Consider the following 16,213-nt stretch of genomic DNA (forward strand, 5'->3'; position numbering starts at 1 on the left):
TTCCTACAGCTCGAACGTGGCGAGGTGGATCTGCCGTCGGGGGACGCCGGCCCGCCGCAGCGCCCGCACCGACTGTTCCACCAGACCGGGCGGCCCGCACAGGTAGACGTCGCGCCGGGCCACGTCGGGCACCAGTTGCCGCAGCCCGTCCGGGCTCATCAGCTGGCGGGGGCCGGGGTCGTCGCGGGAGCCGATGACGTACCAGACGGAGGTGTCGCGTTCCTGGGCCAGCCAGTCCAACTCGCGGCTGAGCAGCACGTCGGCCGGTGTGCGGGCCCGGTAGATGAGCGCCGCGCCCGGCGGCAGCTCCTCCAGCATGGCCCGGATCGGCGTGATGCCGCTGCCACCGGCGATCAGCAGCGCCCGCTCCCCGAGCCGGTGCGCGGCGGTGAAGGTTCCCGACGGGCCTTCGGCCCAGACCCGGGTGCCCGGTTCCAGGTCGCGCAGGTCGGCGGTGTGGGTGCCGACCACCTTGACGGTGACGCGCAGCCAGCGGCCGTTGGCGGCGGCGGAGACGGAGAACGGGTGCGACTGCCACCAGCAGCCCCGGGTGAGGAACCGCCAGCGGAAGTGTTGGCCGCCGAGCATCGCCAGCCGGTCGAGCCGCTCCCCGGTGAGGTAGATGGAGATGGTGTCGGTGCTCTCGGCTACCACGTCGGCGACCCGCAGCTTGTAGCGCAGGTTGAACACCAGCGGTGCGATCACGCGGCCCCAGAGCAGGGCGGCGACCACCAGCAGGTAGAGCGCGATCCAGCCGGTGCGCACCGGGCCGGGCCGGTAGAGCTGCGCGCCGTGGGTGAACTGGTGGCCGAAGCCGAGCAGCAGGATCAGGTAGCTGGACAGGTGCAGCAGGTGCCACATCTCGTAGGGCAGCGCCCGCCGGATCGCCCGGATGCTGCTGAACCCGACGAGCATCATGATGCCGGTGGCGACGAACGCCGAGACCATGTCCTCGTAGTCGCCGAGCAACGTGCCGACCTCGGCGAGGATCGACTGATTACGCAGGTCGGCGTAGCCGACCAGGATCAGCGACATGTGCGCCAGCACGGTGACCAGCAGGGTGGCGCCGATGTCCCGGTGCCAGCGGGCCATGTGCTCGCCGCCGATCCACCGTTCCAGCACCGGCAGTCGGCTCATCATCAGCACCTGCACCAGCAGCAGGTAGCCGGCGACCAGGCCGGTGATCCGGCCGGCAGAGGTGACGGTGGCCGCTGTGGTCCGCAGCGATCCGGCCGGGGTGCCCAGCCACCAGGGCACCACGCTGGCGAGCAGGCCGACCAGGAGCAGCACGCCCAGCAACCGTCGGCCGCCGGGCCCGCGCCGGGCCGGGATCTGCGGGGGTACGGGCGCAGCCGACCGGCCGCCGTGCCGGGACGAGGTCCCGGTACGACGGCCGGCGGCGTGGGTGTGCGGGTACGTCACGCGTACAGCTTCATCGGGGCGTACTTCTGGCGGGGGAAGACCTTGTCGACCTCCGCGTTGGTGAGCCCGAACCGGCCCTGCGCCACCGCGCCGTAGACGTTGAACATGTTGTTGTACTCCGGCACGTCACCGGAGTCCAGCTTGTCCAGACCGTTCCAGGTGCCGAGCAGCGAACCGGCCAGCTTCTTGCCGGACAGCAGGGTGACCACGCCGCCGTGCCCGTGGTCGGTGCCGTTGTTGTTGGAGCCGACCCGACGGCCGAACTCGCTGGACACCATGATCGTCACGTCGGCGGCCTTCGGGCCGAGGTCGGTGAAGAAAGCGGCCATGGCGTTGGCCAGCTCGTTGAGCCGGCGGTGCAGCTGGCCGCCCTCGCGGGTGCCCTGGTTCTCGTGGGTGTCGTAGCCACCCATGCCGACAGTGGCGACCCGGACGTTGGCACCGCCCTTGATCAGCTGGGCGAGTTGCTGGAACGCGTTGCCGACGCCCTCGTACTTGACGCCCTCGGCGGGCTGGTACGGCTTGGCGGCGAGCTTCTGGGCGGTGGCCAGCGCGCCCATGCCCTCCTGCACGGCTTCCTCGACGGGGTGGTTGATCCCGGTGAAGAGCCCCTTGATGGCCTTCTCGGTGGCGGCCCGGAACCGCTCGTCACCGTTGAGCCGCAGGGAGCCGACGTTGTTCAGGGAGAGCGCGCCGTTGTTGCCGACCAGCGAGCGGGGCAGCGTGCTGCCGATGCCGACGCTGCGGAACGCGGTGCCCTTGCCCAGGTTGTCGACCAGACCGTCGAGCCAACCCCGACCGCCGGTCTCGTTGGGCAGCCCGCCCAGGTTGCAGGCGTCGGCGGCCTGGAAGTGGCTGCGGGACAGCCGCTCGTCGGAGACCGCCGGGATGAAGCCCAGCTGACCGGCCGTGAGCCACTTCTCCAGCGGCTTGAACGCGCTGGTCAGCTTGAAGCCGCGGCCCAGGGACAGCGAGTCGTTGCCGAGCAGCAGGTCGGGCCGGGCCTTGTTGAGCACCGCGTCGTTGTCCGGCGCGATCAGGCTCAGGCCGTCCAGCCCGCCGTAGAGGAAGACGTGGATCAGGGTGCCGGTCTTGGTCGCCGCGAACGACGCCGAGGTGGTGACGAACTGGGCGGTGGCCAGCGCGGTGGCGGTGGCCGCGGCACCGGCGACGAAGGTCCGCCGGGTCACGCCGCGACCGTCCTGCTGGGCCTCCTCCAGGTTCTCCAGGGTGCGGTACCTGTCGAACTCGGCGGCGTTCTCGGCGGCGACGATGTCCGCCTCGGCGCGCAGCAGAGCCTCGGCCGGGTTGTCGGCCAGCCGGCGCACGTCGGGGCATTCGGGGTGCAGGGGGAAAGAGTTGTACACAGTCTTCTCCATCGGGTGCCTCACCGGAGGTGGTGCTGGGGGGAAGCGAGGATCGCCCGCGCGACGGCGGTGATGGCCCCGTTGAACGTGGCGTCGACCTTGGTGGTCGCCGCCACACCGGCCACGCCGAGGATGAGGTTCTTCTCCCGCGTGCTCAACTTCTGGCCTACCAGCCGCTGGGAGAGCGCGTCCACGTACGCCCCGGCCGTCGCCGGTGGCTTGGCGACCAGCTTCTCCGGCGCCGTGTACGTGAAGGTGGTGCGGTAGCCGGCGAGGATCTCGCCCGCCTCGTTCCAGCCGTTGACCATCGTGCCGGCCGAGGTCCAGGCGACGTAGACGTCCGGGTAGCCGTCCGGGGTCGGGTGACCCATCGGGGACTGGCCCAGCTCGCGCATCTTGTCGTGGATCTGGCGCAGCCCCCGGGCGTACGCGGTGCGCTTGCTGTCGCCGTTGTTGTGCTTCGGCGACGCCTCCGGCGAGACGCCCAGGGTGCGGTACGTGGCGACCAGGTACTCCATCGGCCGGCGCACCTTCTGGCCCACCCCGGCCCAGAACTCCGAGGAGCAGAACAGCGTCATCAGGACCGGCTTGATCATGCCCTTGTTCGTCGTGTACGTCTTGGCCAGCCGGTCCACGAGGGACTTCGGCGGGGTGTCCGAGACGAACCGGGTGGCCAGGCTCTGCGCCACGTACTTCGCCGTCGACGGGTGCGTCGCGATGTAGGTGATGTACGCGTCGATCGCCGCTTCGGCCTTCTTCGGGTCAGCCGAGTTGTTCGCGTGGGTGAAACCGAGGATCTTCACCTTGCCGACGTAGTGCTGCTCGGGGCGGAAGACGTACTTGCCCTTGTCGTCGACACCGCGGCCGGTCTGCAACATGGCGGCCTGCCGGACGTCGGGCTCCTTGTAGCCGCCGTCGACGCCGACCGAGTAGAGCTCGAGGTTCTCCCGGGCGAGGTTCTCGTTGATCGCGTCCTTGCGGGAGTCCTTCTGGTTCAGGTAGATCAGCAGCGCCGGGTGCTTGTTCGCGGCGACCAGCATCTCCGGGTAGCTGCCCAGCGCGTGCTTGCGCACGACGTCCTGGTCGAACGAGTTGCGGTACACCTCGCCGCCGTCGAAGTCGGCGGCGACGTGCAGGAAGTCGTTCCAGAAGTCGACCATCACCTCGAACAGCTGGCGCTTGGACCAGATCTGCCGGGCGATGGTGGCGTCGACCATCTCCCGCTCGGGGTGGGCGTCCTGCTCGTTGAGCTTGTCCCGCTGGTCGCGCAGCTGCTGCACGGAGAGCTTCTGGGTCGGCAGCTCGGCGAGCTTCAGCTCACCCTTGCTCGGCTCCAACTTCCCCGGGTCAAGCTGGGCGCGGATCCAGGCGTCCATGCCCTCGCGCTTGATGTCGGCGACCACCGCGGGCGTCACGCCGAAGGTGGCGCGCCGGGCCAGGTGCAGGATCGGGTCCTTGGCCAGCACCGTCTTCACTGTCACAGTGGTCGCCGCCGCGGCGGCGGCCGGGCCGGAGAAGGTCCGCCCGCCGGCCGGCGCGTTCTTCTTCAGCGCCTCACCGGCCCGGGAGCCCATGTAGCTCTCGTTCTGCTCGGTGTAGGTACGCACGGTGCTGGGCTGCTGGCCGCTGGGCCGCGCCGCGGTGCCGTCGGTGACCGTGCTGCCGGTCGCGTCGCCGGCCACCGCGTCGTCGCCGAAGAGGCCACGGATCTGCGGGGTCATGGCGAGCGCCGCGCCACCGGCGACGACGGCGGCGGTGCCGCCGAGGGCCACCATCGCCTTACGTCGGCCGACCTTGCGATCCGGCTCGTTGTCATCGTCGAGGGTGGGCAGTCCGGTGCCGGCCGGTCGCGCCGGGGCCGGGCGGCCAAGGCCCTCCGGGCCGACCCACTGCGGACCGCGCGGAGCGGGCGCGGGCTGCCCGGCGTACTGCTCACGCGGGTCGGCCTGCGCGGCGTAGCCGCCCTGGTAGGGGTGGGGCGAGTCGTAGCCGTAGGGCGCCGGCGGGTGGGGGTCGCCGTAGCCGTCAGCGCTGGGGTGCTGATGTCCGTCCCAACCGCGGTCGTCCCGCGGTCGACGTGGTGGCACATTCTGGTCGGCCATGTACCAATCCCGATTTCTGATGAGCGCCGGAAGCTGCTACCGGGCAGGTGCGGCAGGTGCGGCGACTGTTGCCTGAGGGGGTTGCTACGGCAAAGTAACCAAGGCCCCAGGGCCCTTCAAGGTGGCCGGAACCCACTCGGGAGGGCACTTAAGACAGCGTTCAGTGCGACCTCGGCGGCGGGCGGAGCAACGGACCCGCCCGCAGAGCTTCCCAGCAGGGCGTACGCGCGCCAGCCGAGCACGGATCGGACCTCGACGCCGTACCCGACGGTTTCGGCGTCGTTCACCACCAAAGGCAAACTTAAGGTTCAGGTAAGCCGGACGTGAACCGTGCTCGCGTGGAGGAAAAGTAGCAGCAGCGGGCGAGCGTGAGCCACCACCGCAGCGGGTATGCCGCCGAACCGCTGAACGCGTGAGGGGAAGGCAGCGCCATGCTCAGCAAAGAGGATCAGCGCAGATTCGACCAGATCACCCGTCAGCTCCGGGAAAGTGACCCGGCCTTCTTTAAGCGGCTGGACCACCGGGCCCGAGCCCGCAGGGGCCGCTACCTGATGTTGTTGACCATCGTGCTGTGGGCGTCGCTGCCGGCGATAGCCGTGTTCGCCGGTCGACTCACCGGCGCGATCTGCGCGGTGGTGCTGGTGGCCAACGCCGCCATCATGTGGCGGTTTCGCCGCCGCTGGACGTGACTGTTGAACCGCTCGACGGGACGGCTCAACCGGTGGACGTGACAGCTCATGTGTCGGCCGGGCCGAACGCCCGGTACGCGCGGCGCAACCGTTCGAGCAGTCCCGGCCCACCGATGGCCGGGGCGGGTGCTCCGAGCTGTCGCAGCAGCAGGTCCGTGCCGGTCACCAGTCGGGGCGGCCGATCCGGCAGCGGCACCGGCGCTGACCAGAACCGGTCCGCCGCAGCCGCCAGCGGCGTCGCCGACAGCCCGGCGAGCGCCCGGGCGGCACCGACCGGCGCCACGGTGTCCACACTCGACTCCGCACTGTCCGGTTCGGACGGTGGGGCGAGCGGTGGGGGCGGTGGGGTGGCACCGGTGGTCGCGGCCCGCCGGGCCCGGAGTTCGTCGAGCAACTCCGCCCGGGACCGACCGCGCCAGTGCAGCAGTTCGAACGGGTCCGCGTCGAACGCCTCGGCCAGCAGGTAGAACGTCGCCGCGAGGTGCTTGCACGGCACCGCGAAGTCGGGGCAGTTGCAGCGCTGGGTCAGCTCGTCCACACCCGCTGGGAAGAGCGGTGCGCCGGCGGCGGAGAAGACCTCCTCCAACTCGTCGGGGAGGTCACCGGCGAGCAGCCGGGCGCTGAAGAACGCCTGCCCGGCCAGCTCGTCCTCGATGCGGGACCAGAGCGCCGCCGGGAACGGCTTCAGCGCGATCGACACCTGGTACGGCTTCGGCCGGGAGCCCTGCACGACCGCGCTGACCTGCCCGGGTGCGATGTCGAGAGTGAGCACCTGACCAGCCCGCGCGTACGACCGGCCCCGGGTCAACCGGGTGCCGAGCGCGAACGACTCCAGCACCTCCAGGAAACGCCTCGACCACCAGGACCGGCCGATCGCGCCCCGGGCACTGCGTGCCCGCAGGCCCCCGTCGACCCGACGGGGACGCCCGTAATCGGCGAAGTCGCTCCGCTCGCTCACTCCACCACCGCGCCGGCTTCCAGGGCGAACAGGTCCCGCAACTGGCCGGTGGACAACTCGGTGATCCACTGCTCGCCGGTGCCGACCACCCGTTCGGCGAGGCTGCGCTTGTCGGCGATCATCGCGGCCACCTTCTCCTCGACGGTGCCGGCGCACACGAACTTGCGTACCTGCACCCGCCGGTGCTGCCCGATCCGGAACGCCCGGTCGGTGGCCTGGTCCTCGACCGCCGGGTTCCACCACCGGTCCACGTGCACCACGTGGTTCGCGGCGGTCAGGGTCAGCCCGGTGCCGCCGGCCTTGAGGGAGAGGACGAACAGCGGCGGACCCTCCGCGGACTGGAAACGTTGCACCAGGGCGTCCCGCTCGGCCTTGCCGAGGCCACCGTGCAGGAACAGCACCTCCCGGCCGAACCGCGCCGACAGGTGACCGCGCAGCATCGCCCCGAACTCGGCGTACTGGGTGAACAGCAGCGCCTTCTCCCCCGCCGCCAGCACCTCCTCCAGGATCTCGGTGAGCCGAGCCAGCTTGCCGGAGCGACCCTCCAGCGCCGAGCCGTCCCGCAGCAGCTGGGCGGGGTGGTTGCAGACCTGCTTGAGGCGGGTCATGGTGGCCAGCACCAGACCGCGTCGCTCGATGCCGTCGCTGGTCTCGATCCGGGCGAGCATGTCGTCGACCACCACCCGGTACAGCGCGGCCTGCTCCGCGGTGAGGTTGCACAGCACCTCCATCTCCAGCTTCTCCGGCAGGTCGGAGATGATGGACGAGTCGGTCTTGAGCCGGCGCAACACGAACGGGCCGGTGATCCGGCGGAGCCGCTCGGCGGCCTCGGCGTCGCCGTGTCGCTCGATCGGCTCGGCGAACCGTTTGCGGAACGTCGCGGCCGGCCCGAGCAGACCCGGGTTGGCGAACTGCATGATCGACCACAGGTCGGCGAGGCGATTCTCCACCGGCGTACCGGTCACCGCCACCCGCTGCCGGGCGGGCAGCGCGCGAACCGCCTCGGCCTGCCGGGTCGACGCGTTCTTGATCGCCTGCGCCTCGTCCACCACCACCCGGTGCCAGTCGATGCCGGCCAGGTCGGCGGCGTCGCGGGCGGCCACCGAGTAGGTGGTGAGGACCAGGTCCGCGCCGTGCGCGGCCGCTGTGAACTCCGCCCCCCGCGCCCGCTCGGCACCATGGTGTACGTGCACCCGCAGCTCCGGGGTGAACCGGGCCGCCTCCCGCTGCCAGTTGCCGACCAGCGACATCGGACAGACCAACAGGGTTGGCCCGGCCTCCGGTGGGTCCCCGGCGAGCAGCGCGAGCAGTTGCACCGTCTTGCCCAGCCCCATGTCATCGGCGAGGACACCGCCCAGACCGAGTGAGCGCAGGAAGGCAAGCCACGCCAACCCGCGCTGCTGGTACGGCCGCAGCGTCCCCCGGAAGCCCGGCGGCGGGTCCAGCGGGGTGAGCCGCCGCTCGACCGCGCCGGCCAGCAGGTCGCCCAGCGCACCGTCGGCGGTCACCTCCAACACCGGCAGTTCGCCGGTGGCCTCGCCGTCGGCCAGCCCGAGGCGGAGCAGATCGGCGACGGTCAGCTCGCCCGCGGAGCGGAGCAGACGCAGCCCCGCCGCGAGCCGCCCCGGGTCCAGCTCCACCCACCGACCGCGGAGCCGTACCAATGGGGTCTTCGTCTCGGCCAGCGCCGCCAACTCCTCGGCGGAGAGCGGCTGGTCACCGAGCGCGATCTCCCAGCGGTAGTCGACCAGGGCGTCCAGACCGACACCGGCATCGGTACCACCCACAGTGCCCGGTGCGGTGCGGCTGCGCGCTCGCAACCGGGCGCCCAGTCGCGCCGACGGACGCTGCCACCAGGACGGCAGGAGCACCCCGAAACCGGCCGCGTGCAGCACCGGGGCGCCCGCACTGAGGAACCGGTGCGCCCCCTCGACGTCGAGGTCCATCGCCTCCGGGGCGGCGGTACGCAGCGCGGCATCCAGGTCCGGCCAGAGCCGACTGGCCCGGCCCAGCTCGGCGAGGAGCGTCTCCTGCGGGCTGGTCGTCCGCCCGACCAGGCCGCCGAGGGTCTGCGGCGCTCGCCAGATGTCCCCGGCGTCGACGTGCAGGCCGGGCTCGTCCGAGGCCTGCAACCCGAACTCCAAACGCCAGCGCCCGGCACCTATCGACCCGACCGACACCGGCGCGCTGTCGGCAGGCACCGGCACACCGCCGGCCGACAGCGCCCGGGTGGCCAGGATCGGCTCGGTGACCTCGTCGGGGGCCGGTTCGACAAGGCGGAAACTGGCCCGCACCGGGCCACCGGCTGCGTCGCGCTGCCAGGCGTCCAGTTCGGCGGAGAGGGTGTCCAGCCCGGCCGGGTCGATGGTGAAGTCCCGCTGCGGTCCGGCGAGCGCGGCCAGCCAGGCCGGCGCCGGACCCCCTGGCCGCAGCCCCCGGGCCAGCGTGGTGGTCGCCAGCGCAGCCCGCGCGGCGGCGTCGGTCAGCGCGTCCAGCGCATCCGCGACCAGGACGGCAGCGGTCAACTCGGAGGCGGGCGGCTCGGCAGTGGGCGGCTCGGCAGCGGGTAGCTCGGCAGCGGTCAGCTCGGCAGTGGTCAGCTCGGAGGTGGGCGGCAGGACGGTGGCTCGGGCGGCGGGTGGCAGGGCCAGCGCCAGCGAACGCGCCCAGGCGGCGTCGGTGCCGGTCAGCAGCGGACGCCAGATCGCCTGAGCTGCCGCCTGCCCAGTAGCGCCTGACGCCGCCGTGGCGCCAGCGCCGGGCACCTGGTCGCCCGAGCGCACACCGGGGAGGACGCGGCCACGGGTCACCAGGTCGGCGGCGAAGTCGGCCAGCTCGGCGAGGTGTCGCAGGGTGGCCCCGGCCACCGCCGGGATGTCGTCCAGGGCTTGCAGCAGCGACAGCGCGTCGTCCGGGGCGTACACCAGGGTGGGAACCCGCCAGCCGGCGAGTGTGAGCCGACCGCGGGCCGCGGGTGCGACGGTGGTCCGGATCAGCTCGGGTGAGTCGGTCGGCGCGCCCGTCAGGGTGGGCAGGTTGAGCAGCGCGGTGCCCGGCCGGCTCGGCTCGGCGGCGTCGGCGAGGACGACGGCCAGGTCGGAGTGCCCGGCGGCGAAGGGATGCGGGCGTTCCCGGGCCGGCCGGCCCGAACGCGGAGCGGGGATCGGTGCGGCGCTGTCTTCGGCCCAGACGGCGAGGCCGCCGGTCGAACTGCCGCCGGGCAGCCACAGCCCGTGGATGACCAGCACCTGCTCCCCCTACTCGCCGCCCGCCCCCAGAATAGGGCGGCCCACCTGGCCGGCGATCCGCACCCGTCGCCGCACTCGCGCGATCTTGCACTTTGTGTCGACGTTCTACGAGCAATGCACCTTTCGTCACCACACAAAATGCAAGATCGCCGGAGGCGCGGGAGGGAGGAGGGGCGCGGGAGGGAGGCAACGGTCTAGCGTCGGCGTCGTGGTAGATCTTCTGGTTCTTGGCGGGCTCGGGGTGGACGTACGGGTTCGGGTGCCTGCGCTGCCGCTCCCGGCTGCCGACTCCCACACCGTCGAGCCGATCGAGCTGCGAATCGGCAACACCGGTGCCGGGGTGGCATTGGCCGCCCGGGCACTCGGCCTGCGCGTGCTGGTCGTCGACACCCTCGGTGCCGACCCGGCCGGTGAGCTGGTCCGGGCGGCGTTGACCCGGGCCGAGGTGCCGGCGATGCTGGCCGAGCACCAGGGCGGCACCCGCAGATCGGTGAACCTGGTGGACCCGGGCGGGCGGCGCACGTCGCTGTACGACCCGCGCCCATGGCAGGGTGGTCCACCCTTTACCGCCACCGAGTTGGCCGCACTGGTCCGCGACGCCCGGCACGTCCACCTCTCGATCATGGATTGGGTGGTGCCGTTGCTGTCCGCCGTGCGGGCCGCCGTTCCGACGGGCGTGACGCTCTCCACCGACCTGCACGACTGGGACGGCGAGAACACCTACCACCAGCCGTTCGCGGAGGTCGCCGACCTGGTTCTGCTGAGCGGGGTGCGGTTGGGCGACCGGGCCGCGTCGCTCGCCGGCACGCTGGCGCCCCGGACGATGGTGGTGACCCGCGGTGCGGACGGCGCCGAGCTGTACCCGGGCGACGGCACGGCGGTACCAGTGCCGCCCGCCGTCCCGGGAAAACCGGTGGTGGACAGCAACGGGGCGGGCGACGCCTTCGCGGCCGGCCTGATCGCCGGCCGGTTGCGCGGCGAATCACTGACGCATGCCGCCCGGTACGCGGCGCGGGTTGCCGCTGCGGCGTGCACGCACGACGGGATGGAGTACCCGCCGGGCCTGTTGCCCACCGGGTGACGGCCGACGGCGTGCGGCGACCCGGGGCTCAGAGCGCGCCGGCCTCGCCGTCGGTCAACTCGCGCAGGATGTCGGCGTGGCCCGCGTGCCGGGCCGTCTCCTCGATCATGTGCACCAGAATCCAGCGCAGCGACACCTCACCGAGTTGCGGGTGCGGCACCACGTGGTCGAGGTCGATGCTCGCGACGACCGTCCGGGAGCGGGCGCAGGCCCGTTCGTACGCCTCGGTGAGACCGACGATGGTTTCCTGGTCGCTCAGCGTGAAGCTGGCGACCGCGTCCTCCTCGGAGGTCAGGTAGACGTCGCCGGGCTCGGGGGCCAACAGGGTCGGGAACCAGTTCCGCTCGACCAGGGTCAGGTGCTTGACCAGCCCGACGAGCGTGGTCGCCGACGGCACCAGCCGACGTCGGGCGTCGGCATCGGAGAGACCGCGCAGTTTGCGCAGCAGCACGGCCCGGTGGAAGTCGAGGAACGAGGTCAGGACAGCGCGTTCGTCGCCGGTGCGGGCGAGCACCGGACCGAGCGTGGGATCGATCGTCTGCTCCATCCGCCGACCCTAGCCACGGGCCGGGTCCCCCGCTGCCCCGCTATCCGCTGCGGGCCGGCGCTGGGCCGGGCAGGATGGGCGCATGGCTTCCTCCGTGCAGATCCTTCTCGTCGGCGGCTCGGCGGACGGGCAGACCATCACCGTCGAACTGGACAGCAACGGCCGTCCGCCGCTGACCCACCATCACCTCGGCTCCGGCGGGCTGGCCGACGCGCAGATCTACGAGTTGGAGACCGCCCGCGAGGAGGCCCGCGAGTGGCGCTACCGGTGGACCGGCCCGGCGGTGTGACAGCCAGCTCAGACCCGGGTGAGGGTCTGGCTGCGCAGGCTCTCCAGCACGCCTCGGGTGACCTCCGAGGTGCCCCGGGCCTGATCGCACACCTCCGCCACGCGCCGTGCGGTGGCCTCGGCGCGTTGCTCCCGCTCGTCCCAGAGCCGGTCGACCTCGGCCAGCAGCGGGCCCTCGACCTCCCGCTCCACGCCGCGTAGCGCCGGCACGCCGAGTCGTTGGGCCAGGTCGAAGACCTTGCCGGCGTACGGCAGTGGCAGGAACGGCGTACCGACCATCGCCGCGAAGATCAGGAAGTGCAGGCGCATGCCGACGGCCAGGTCGAAGTGGCGCATCAACCCCAGCACCTGCTGCGGCGAGTAGGTGCCGTGCAGGATCCGACCTCGCTCGGCGGCGACCATGTGCGACAGCACCCCGTGGGAGTGCCGGATGTCGTCACGCTCCATCGGCACGAACAGCACGTACGCGTCGATCCGGTGCACCAGGAAGTCACCGATCTGGGCCAGCAGCCGGTGGTAGCCGTCCACGTCGAGGCGTTCGGCGGCCCGGCCCGGCTCCCGCACGCTTATCCCGACGAGGCGCTTGCCGACCGGCACGCCCTCCTCGGCCAACAGGTGGGCCGGGAACTCCTCCGGTTCCAGGAGGAACGCCGGGTCCGCGGTGACCGTGATCGGGTTCAGCAGGCCAGCCTCCTCCAGCACCATCCGGGACTCCTGGTCCCGGACGGTCACCTGGGTGGCGCTGGAGAGCGTCTCCCGGACCATGCCGGTGTCCACCCCCTCGCTGAGCGGCCCGACCCCCACCGCGTACGTGATCAGCGGCAGGCCGCGTTCCTGGGCAACCCGGACCACCCGCAGGTAACGGCGGGCCTCCCGGTCGTACAGGATGCCGCCACCGCCCAGGATGAGCAGGTCGAGCTGGGCCAGAACCAGTGCCGAGTCGGTGCGGCTCACGCCCTCCCACGGCACCGCCTCGACATCGGGGTGGGCGGCCCGGGTGTGCGCCGGGTTCCGTGAGAAGACGATGATCCGGGCGTTCGGTTCCTGCGTACGCAGATCGGTGAGCAGGCCGGTGAGGATCGCCTCGTCGCCGAGGTTTCGCCCACCGTACGAGCCGAGCACACCGATGGTCAGTCCGGCGCCGTGCGTCATCCGTCGCTCCTCCCCAGGTGCGGTCCGCGCCGGTTTCCCGCTGGGCAGGTGAACAGTCCTGCCGAAGGGACCCGTCCCCGGGCCGCCGGCTCAGCTCCCCGGGGTGAGGCGTTTCGCCATCTGCTGCGAGGTGACCTCGAAGCCCAGACTGCGGTAGAGGCCGATCGCCACGGAGTTCGTGCCGAAGACGTTCAGACCCAGCTCGGGCACACCGTGTTGGGTGAGTTCGGCCTCGATGAGCTGGATCATCCGCCGCGCGTACCCGCGTCCCCGGTGCTCCTCGTGCACCTCGATGTTGTGGATCCAGGCCTGGTCCGGGGCGGCTGACGTCGGCAGGGTCACCCAGATCCAGCCGACCTCGGTGTCGCCGACCCGGCCCACCCGCAGCAGGGCCCCCTCGGTGGCCGCGCCCGCCGGCAGCGACTCCCGGATCTGGCTGACCGACCGATCGAGGGCCGCCTCGGGGGTCATCCCCCGGTGCGCCACCAGATCGTCGGCGTACCCCTGCTCCAGTGATTCGAGCAGGCGGGCCAACTCCTCTGCCGTCATCGGCGTCAACGTCAACTCCACCGCGTCTCCCCTTCCTCGTCGCGAGCCGGTAGTGCAGCAGAACCGGCCCGGCCACGCCAACTGTTTCCCCGCCCGGGGCGGACGGGACGGCCGGGGGTGCGCGGGCGGGCGACGATGGCAACGTGCGGATCGCCCACGTCAGCGACAGCCACCTCACCAACCCGGAGGGGGTGGCCACCTCGGTCGGCACCACCGTGGCGCTGCTGCGCGCCGCCGGGCACCGGGTCGTGCTGCACTGCCCCGGCCCAGTGTGGCGGTGTCGCCGCCGACCGGGCGAGGTGCCCTCGCTGTCGGTGCCGACCCGGCCGTACCGGTTGGCACTGCCCCGGCCGCCCAGCGCACCGGTCGACGTGGTGCACGTGCACACCACCGGCCCGCTCGGCGTCGCCGGCCTGCGGTGGGCCGCCACCCGTCGCGTACCGACCGTGCTGACCTGGCACACCGACCTTGTCGCGTACGCCGCGCACTACCCGGAGGTCCCGATCGGGGCCGCCTACGCCGGCCTGCGGCTGGGCTTGCGGTGGCGGGCGGGCGATCTGTGGGCGCTCGCCCACCCCGGGCCGGGTCGACAGGCCCGACTGGCGGCGCTCGCGCGAACCCTCCTGGCCCACAGCACTGTCCTGATCGCCCCTTCGGCGAAGACCGCGGCGATGATGGCGACGATGGCGGGGCGTACCCCGGTCGTGGTCCTGCCGACCCCGGCCGCCGCACCGCACCCCGACGCCGACGACCGGCGGCGGCTGCGGGCCCGGCTCGGCATCCCGGCGGACGCGCCAGTGCTGCTCGCTGTCGGACGGGCCACTCCGGAGAAGAACCCGGAGCTGCTGCTGGCCGCGTTCGCCCACGTCCGCCGCAAGCTGCCGGCTGCCCGGCTGGTGCTGCTCGGGGCCCGGCGGCACCGGCTCGCGGTCCGCCGGATGGCCCGCCGGTACGGCGTCACCGGCGCGCTGCACCTGCTCCGTCCGATGCCACGCCACCGGGTCGGCGCCTACTACCGGGCGGCGGACGTGCTCGCGTTCGCCTCCACCACCGACACGCAGGGCCTGGTGCTCGCCGAGGCCGAGGCCTACGGACTGCCGGTGGCCATCGTGGACGCTCAGCTCGCCGAGCGGCCGGGCACCGGCACCGCCCGACCGGTCGCCGAACCGAGCCCGGCGGCGTTCGGGGCGTTGCTCACCCGGCTGCTGACCGGGCGGGAGGTGCGCGGGGCCGTGATCCGGGACGGCCGGGCGGCGGCGACGGGCTGGTCCGCGGAGCGCTACCTGGCCGAACTGGTCACGCTGTACGCGTCGCTGCCGCCCGTCGGCCCAGCGGGAGGCGCTGCCACCCCCGGGGCGCGGCGAGGTGACGCGGGGTCGCCGGGACCAACCGACCCGGCACCGGAGACCGGGCGCGGGCGCTCGTCGTGGCGTTCATCGATGCGGCGGTGGTAGCGTCCGCCGGTGGCCGACCGGGTCCTGCGGGTGAGCACCGCGCTGGTGCTCGCCGTCGGGCTGACCCTCGCCGGAATCGCCGCCCGCGAGAAGCCCGTCGAGCTGCTCTTCTACTTCACGGTGCAGGTCGACCTCGCCTACCTGGTGGTGTTGCTGGCGGGGTGCGGTGACCGGGTGCGTACCGCGCTCACCGTCTACCTCGCCGGCACCGCGGTGGTCTTCGTCCTCGTGCTGGCCAACCCGTGGAGCGGCTACGCCATGGTGGCGAACCCCGAGGCTCGTGGGCTGGTCTCCGACGCCGGCAACCTGCTGCTGCACGCCGTGGTGCCGCCGCTGGCCGCCGCGCAGTGGCTCAACCGCCGACCTCAGGCGGCGCTGCGTCCGGCGTACGCGGTCAGCCTGCTCGGCTACCCACTGCTGTGGCTGACGGTGATCCTGGTCCGGGGTGCCTTCGGCGGGGCCGAGGGCCGCTACCTCTACCCGTTCCTCGACGTACCCCGCCTCGGGTACCCCGCCGTCGCCCTCAACGCCCTGCTCTTCGGCGTCACAGTGCTGCTGATCGCTCTGACCGCGGTTCGCCTGACGCAGCAGCGCGCTGGTTGACAGTGGTCAGGGCGTCGATTCCAGGTGGTGCGCCAGTTGGGCCAGGTCGCGCAGACGCAGGTCGCCGTCGAGGCCCTTCAGCGCGGCGGTCATTGCCCCGGCAGCCCGACCGGCCCGCAGGCCGACCTCGGCGTCCTCGACGACCAGGCACCGCCCCACGGGTACGCCCAGCAGCGCCGCGCCCCGCAGGTAGCCCTCCGGGTCCGGCTTGCCGACGCTGACGTCGTCCACGGTGACGAGCACCGGCGCCTTGATTCCGGCGGCACCGAGCCGGGCCTCGGCGAGCCGCGCGTCGGCGCTGGTCACCACCGCCCAGGGCAACCCCAGCCGGGCCAGCGCGTTCAGTAGCTCGTGCGCCCCGAGGGTGGCCGTCACGTCGGACAGGTCGTCGTACTGCAACGCGAGCTGTCGTGCCGCGGCGGCGGCGACCGCGCTGTCGTCGAGCGTGGGCAGCAGCCGGCGGACGGTCCGGTCGGCCGGGCTGCCGTGCGCGATCGCCAGCGCCGTGGCCGGGTCGACGGCGTACTCGGCCGCCCACCGCTCCCAGGCCCGCTCAACGGCGGCGTCGGAGTCGACCAGCGTGCCGTCCATGTCGAACAGCACCGCGCCAATGCCCGCCAGTTCCACCACCACGCTCCCCGGATCGCTCGCCCCACCCTCCCCCACCTCGCAAGATCCGCGCAACTTCGGTGATCCTGCGGTCTCGTCGCCCGGTGAGGCAGCAGGATCCGTGAAGGTGCGCGGATCAGGGTG

At 72.5% G+C, this 16,213-nt stretch carries 13 protein-coding genes and 2 pseudogenes; 5 read left to right on the forward strand and 10 right to left on the reverse strand.

Translation table 11 applies throughout. The features are described 5' to 3' along the window. Window positions 1–3 precede the first annotated feature (3 nt). Genes ACFYPG_RS28785 through ACFYPG_RS28795 form a run of 3 tightly spaced genes read right to left on the reverse strand, consistent with a single transcriptional unit; the run spans window position 4 to window position 4,891 of the window. Entirely contained in the window at window positions 4–1,422 is a 1,419-nt protein-coding gene (locus ACFYPG_RS28785; protein WP_387354456.1) for a ferric reductase-like transmembrane domain-containing protein, read from the reverse strand. Next, window positions 1,419–2,801 carry a DUF1501 domain-containing protein gene (locus ACFYPG_RS28790; RefSeq protein ID WP_387354457.1) on the reverse strand — a complete coding sequence of 461 codons (1,383 nt, stop codon included), beginning with the start codon at window positions 2,799–2,801 and terminating at the stop codon, window positions 1,419–1,421. The genes ACFYPG_RS28785 and ACFYPG_RS28790 overlap by 4 nt, the downstream gene beginning before the upstream one ends. An 8-nt stretch (window positions 2,802–2,809) precedes the next feature. Further along, the gene (locus ACFYPG_RS28795) at window positions 2,810–4,891 is read right to left on the reverse strand and encodes a DUF1800 family protein (protein ID WP_355008841.1); all 2,082 of its coding nucleotides are present in this window, start codon (window positions 4,889–4,891) and stop codon (window positions 2,810–2,812) included. A gap of 431 nt (window positions 4,892–5,322) precedes the next feature. On the opposite strand from ACFYPG_RS28795, the gene ACFYPG_RS28800 reads away from it, so the two are divergent. Next, entirely contained in the window at window positions 5,323–5,580 is a 258-nt protein-coding gene (locus ACFYPG_RS28800) for a DUF3040 domain-containing protein (RefSeq protein WP_355008840.1), read from the forward strand. Between the two features lie 46 nt (window positions 5,581–5,626). On the opposite strand, the gene ACFYPG_RS28805 is transcribed toward ACFYPG_RS28800, so the two are convergent. The 3 genes and pseudogenes from ACFYPG_RS28805 to ACFYPG_RS28815 form a co-directional block, all read right to left on the reverse strand. Beyond that, window positions 5,627–6,538, reverse strand: a complete 912-nt coding sequence (locus ACFYPG_RS28805) for an SWIM zinc finger family protein (protein WP_387354458.1) — start codon at window positions 6,536–6,538, stop codon at window positions 5,627–5,629. Next, window positions 6,535–9,051, reverse strand: a pseudogene (locus ACFYPG_RS28810) (DEAD/DEAH box helicase); the annotation flags it as partial. The pseudogene ACFYPG_RS28810 and the gene ACFYPG_RS28805, both read right to left, overlap by 4 nt. A gap of 105 nt (window positions 9,052–9,156) precedes the next feature. Next, window positions 9,157–9,786: pseudogene (locus tag ACFYPG_RS28815) on the reverse strand (ATP-dependent helicase); the annotation flags it as partial. Window positions 9,787–9,994: 208 nt separating this feature from the next. Here ACFYPG_RS28815 and ACFYPG_RS28820 point away from each other — a divergent pair. Beyond that, window positions 9,995–10,867, forward strand: a complete 873-nt coding sequence (locus ACFYPG_RS28820; protein WP_355008837.1) for a PfkB family carbohydrate kinase — start codon at window positions 9,995–9,997, stop codon at window positions 10,865–10,867. A gap of 28 nt (window positions 10,868–10,895) precedes the next feature. Here ACFYPG_RS28820 and ACFYPG_RS28825 read toward each other — a convergent pair whose 3' ends face one another. Further along, window positions 10,896–11,414, reverse strand: coding sequence for a DinB family protein (locus ACFYPG_RS28825; protein WP_355008836.1), 519 nt, complete (start codon window positions 11,412–11,414; stop codon window positions 10,896–10,898). An 82-nt stretch (window positions 11,415–11,496) separates the two neighbouring features. Here ACFYPG_RS28825 and ACFYPG_RS28830 point away from each other — a divergent pair, with 82 nt between their 5' ends. Further along, entirely contained in the window at window positions 11,497–11,703 is a 207-nt protein-coding gene (locus ACFYPG_RS28830) for a hypothetical protein (RefSeq protein WP_355008835.1), read from the forward strand. A gap of 8 nt (window positions 11,704–11,711) precedes the next feature. On the opposite strand, the gene ACFYPG_RS28835 is transcribed toward ACFYPG_RS28830, so the two are convergent. Together ACFYPG_RS28835 and ACFYPG_RS28840 are read right to left on the reverse strand one after the other, a co-directional pair. Continuing rightward, window positions 11,712–12,854, reverse strand: a complete 1,143-nt coding sequence (locus ACFYPG_RS28835; RefSeq protein ID WP_387354459.1) for a polysaccharide pyruvyl transferase family protein — start codon at window positions 12,852–12,854, stop codon at window positions 11,712–11,714. Window positions 12,855–12,944: 90 nt separating this feature from the next. Then, window positions 12,945–13,424, reverse strand: coding sequence for an N-acetyltransferase (locus tag ACFYPG_RS28840; RefSeq protein ID WP_355008833.1), 480 nt, complete (start codon window positions 13,422–13,424; stop codon window positions 12,945–12,947). 122 nt (window positions 13,425–13,546) lie between these two features. Here ACFYPG_RS28840 and ACFYPG_RS28845 point away from each other — a divergent pair, with 122 nt between their 5' ends. Together ACFYPG_RS28845 and ACFYPG_RS28850 are read left to right on the forward strand one after the other, a co-directional pair. Then, window positions 13,547–14,857, forward strand: coding sequence for a glycosyltransferase (locus tag ACFYPG_RS28845; RefSeq protein WP_387354460.1), 1,311 nt, complete (start codon window positions 13,547–13,549; stop codon window positions 14,855–14,857). 9 nt (window positions 14,858–14,866) lie between these two features. Further along, the gene (locus tag ACFYPG_RS28850) at window positions 14,867–15,460 is read left to right on the forward strand and encodes a Pr6Pr family membrane protein (RefSeq protein ID WP_387354461.1); all 594 of its coding nucleotides are present in this window, start codon (window positions 14,867–14,869) and stop codon (window positions 15,458–15,460) included. A 6-nt stretch (window positions 15,461–15,466) separates the two neighbouring features. Here ACFYPG_RS28850 and ACFYPG_RS28855 read toward each other — a convergent pair whose 3' ends face one another. Continuing rightward, window positions 15,467–16,087 carry an HAD-IA family hydrolase gene (locus ACFYPG_RS28855; protein ID WP_387354462.1) on the reverse strand — a complete coding sequence of 207 codons (621 nt, stop codon included), beginning with the start codon at window positions 16,085–16,087 and terminating at the stop codon, window positions 15,467–15,469. Window positions 16,088–16,213: the final 126 nt, after the last annotated feature.

The organism is Micromonospora sp. NPDC005553 (genome assembly GCF_042871765.1).
Lineage (GTDB): Bacteria > Actinomycetota > Actinomycetes > Mycobacteriales > Micromonosporaceae > Micromonospora.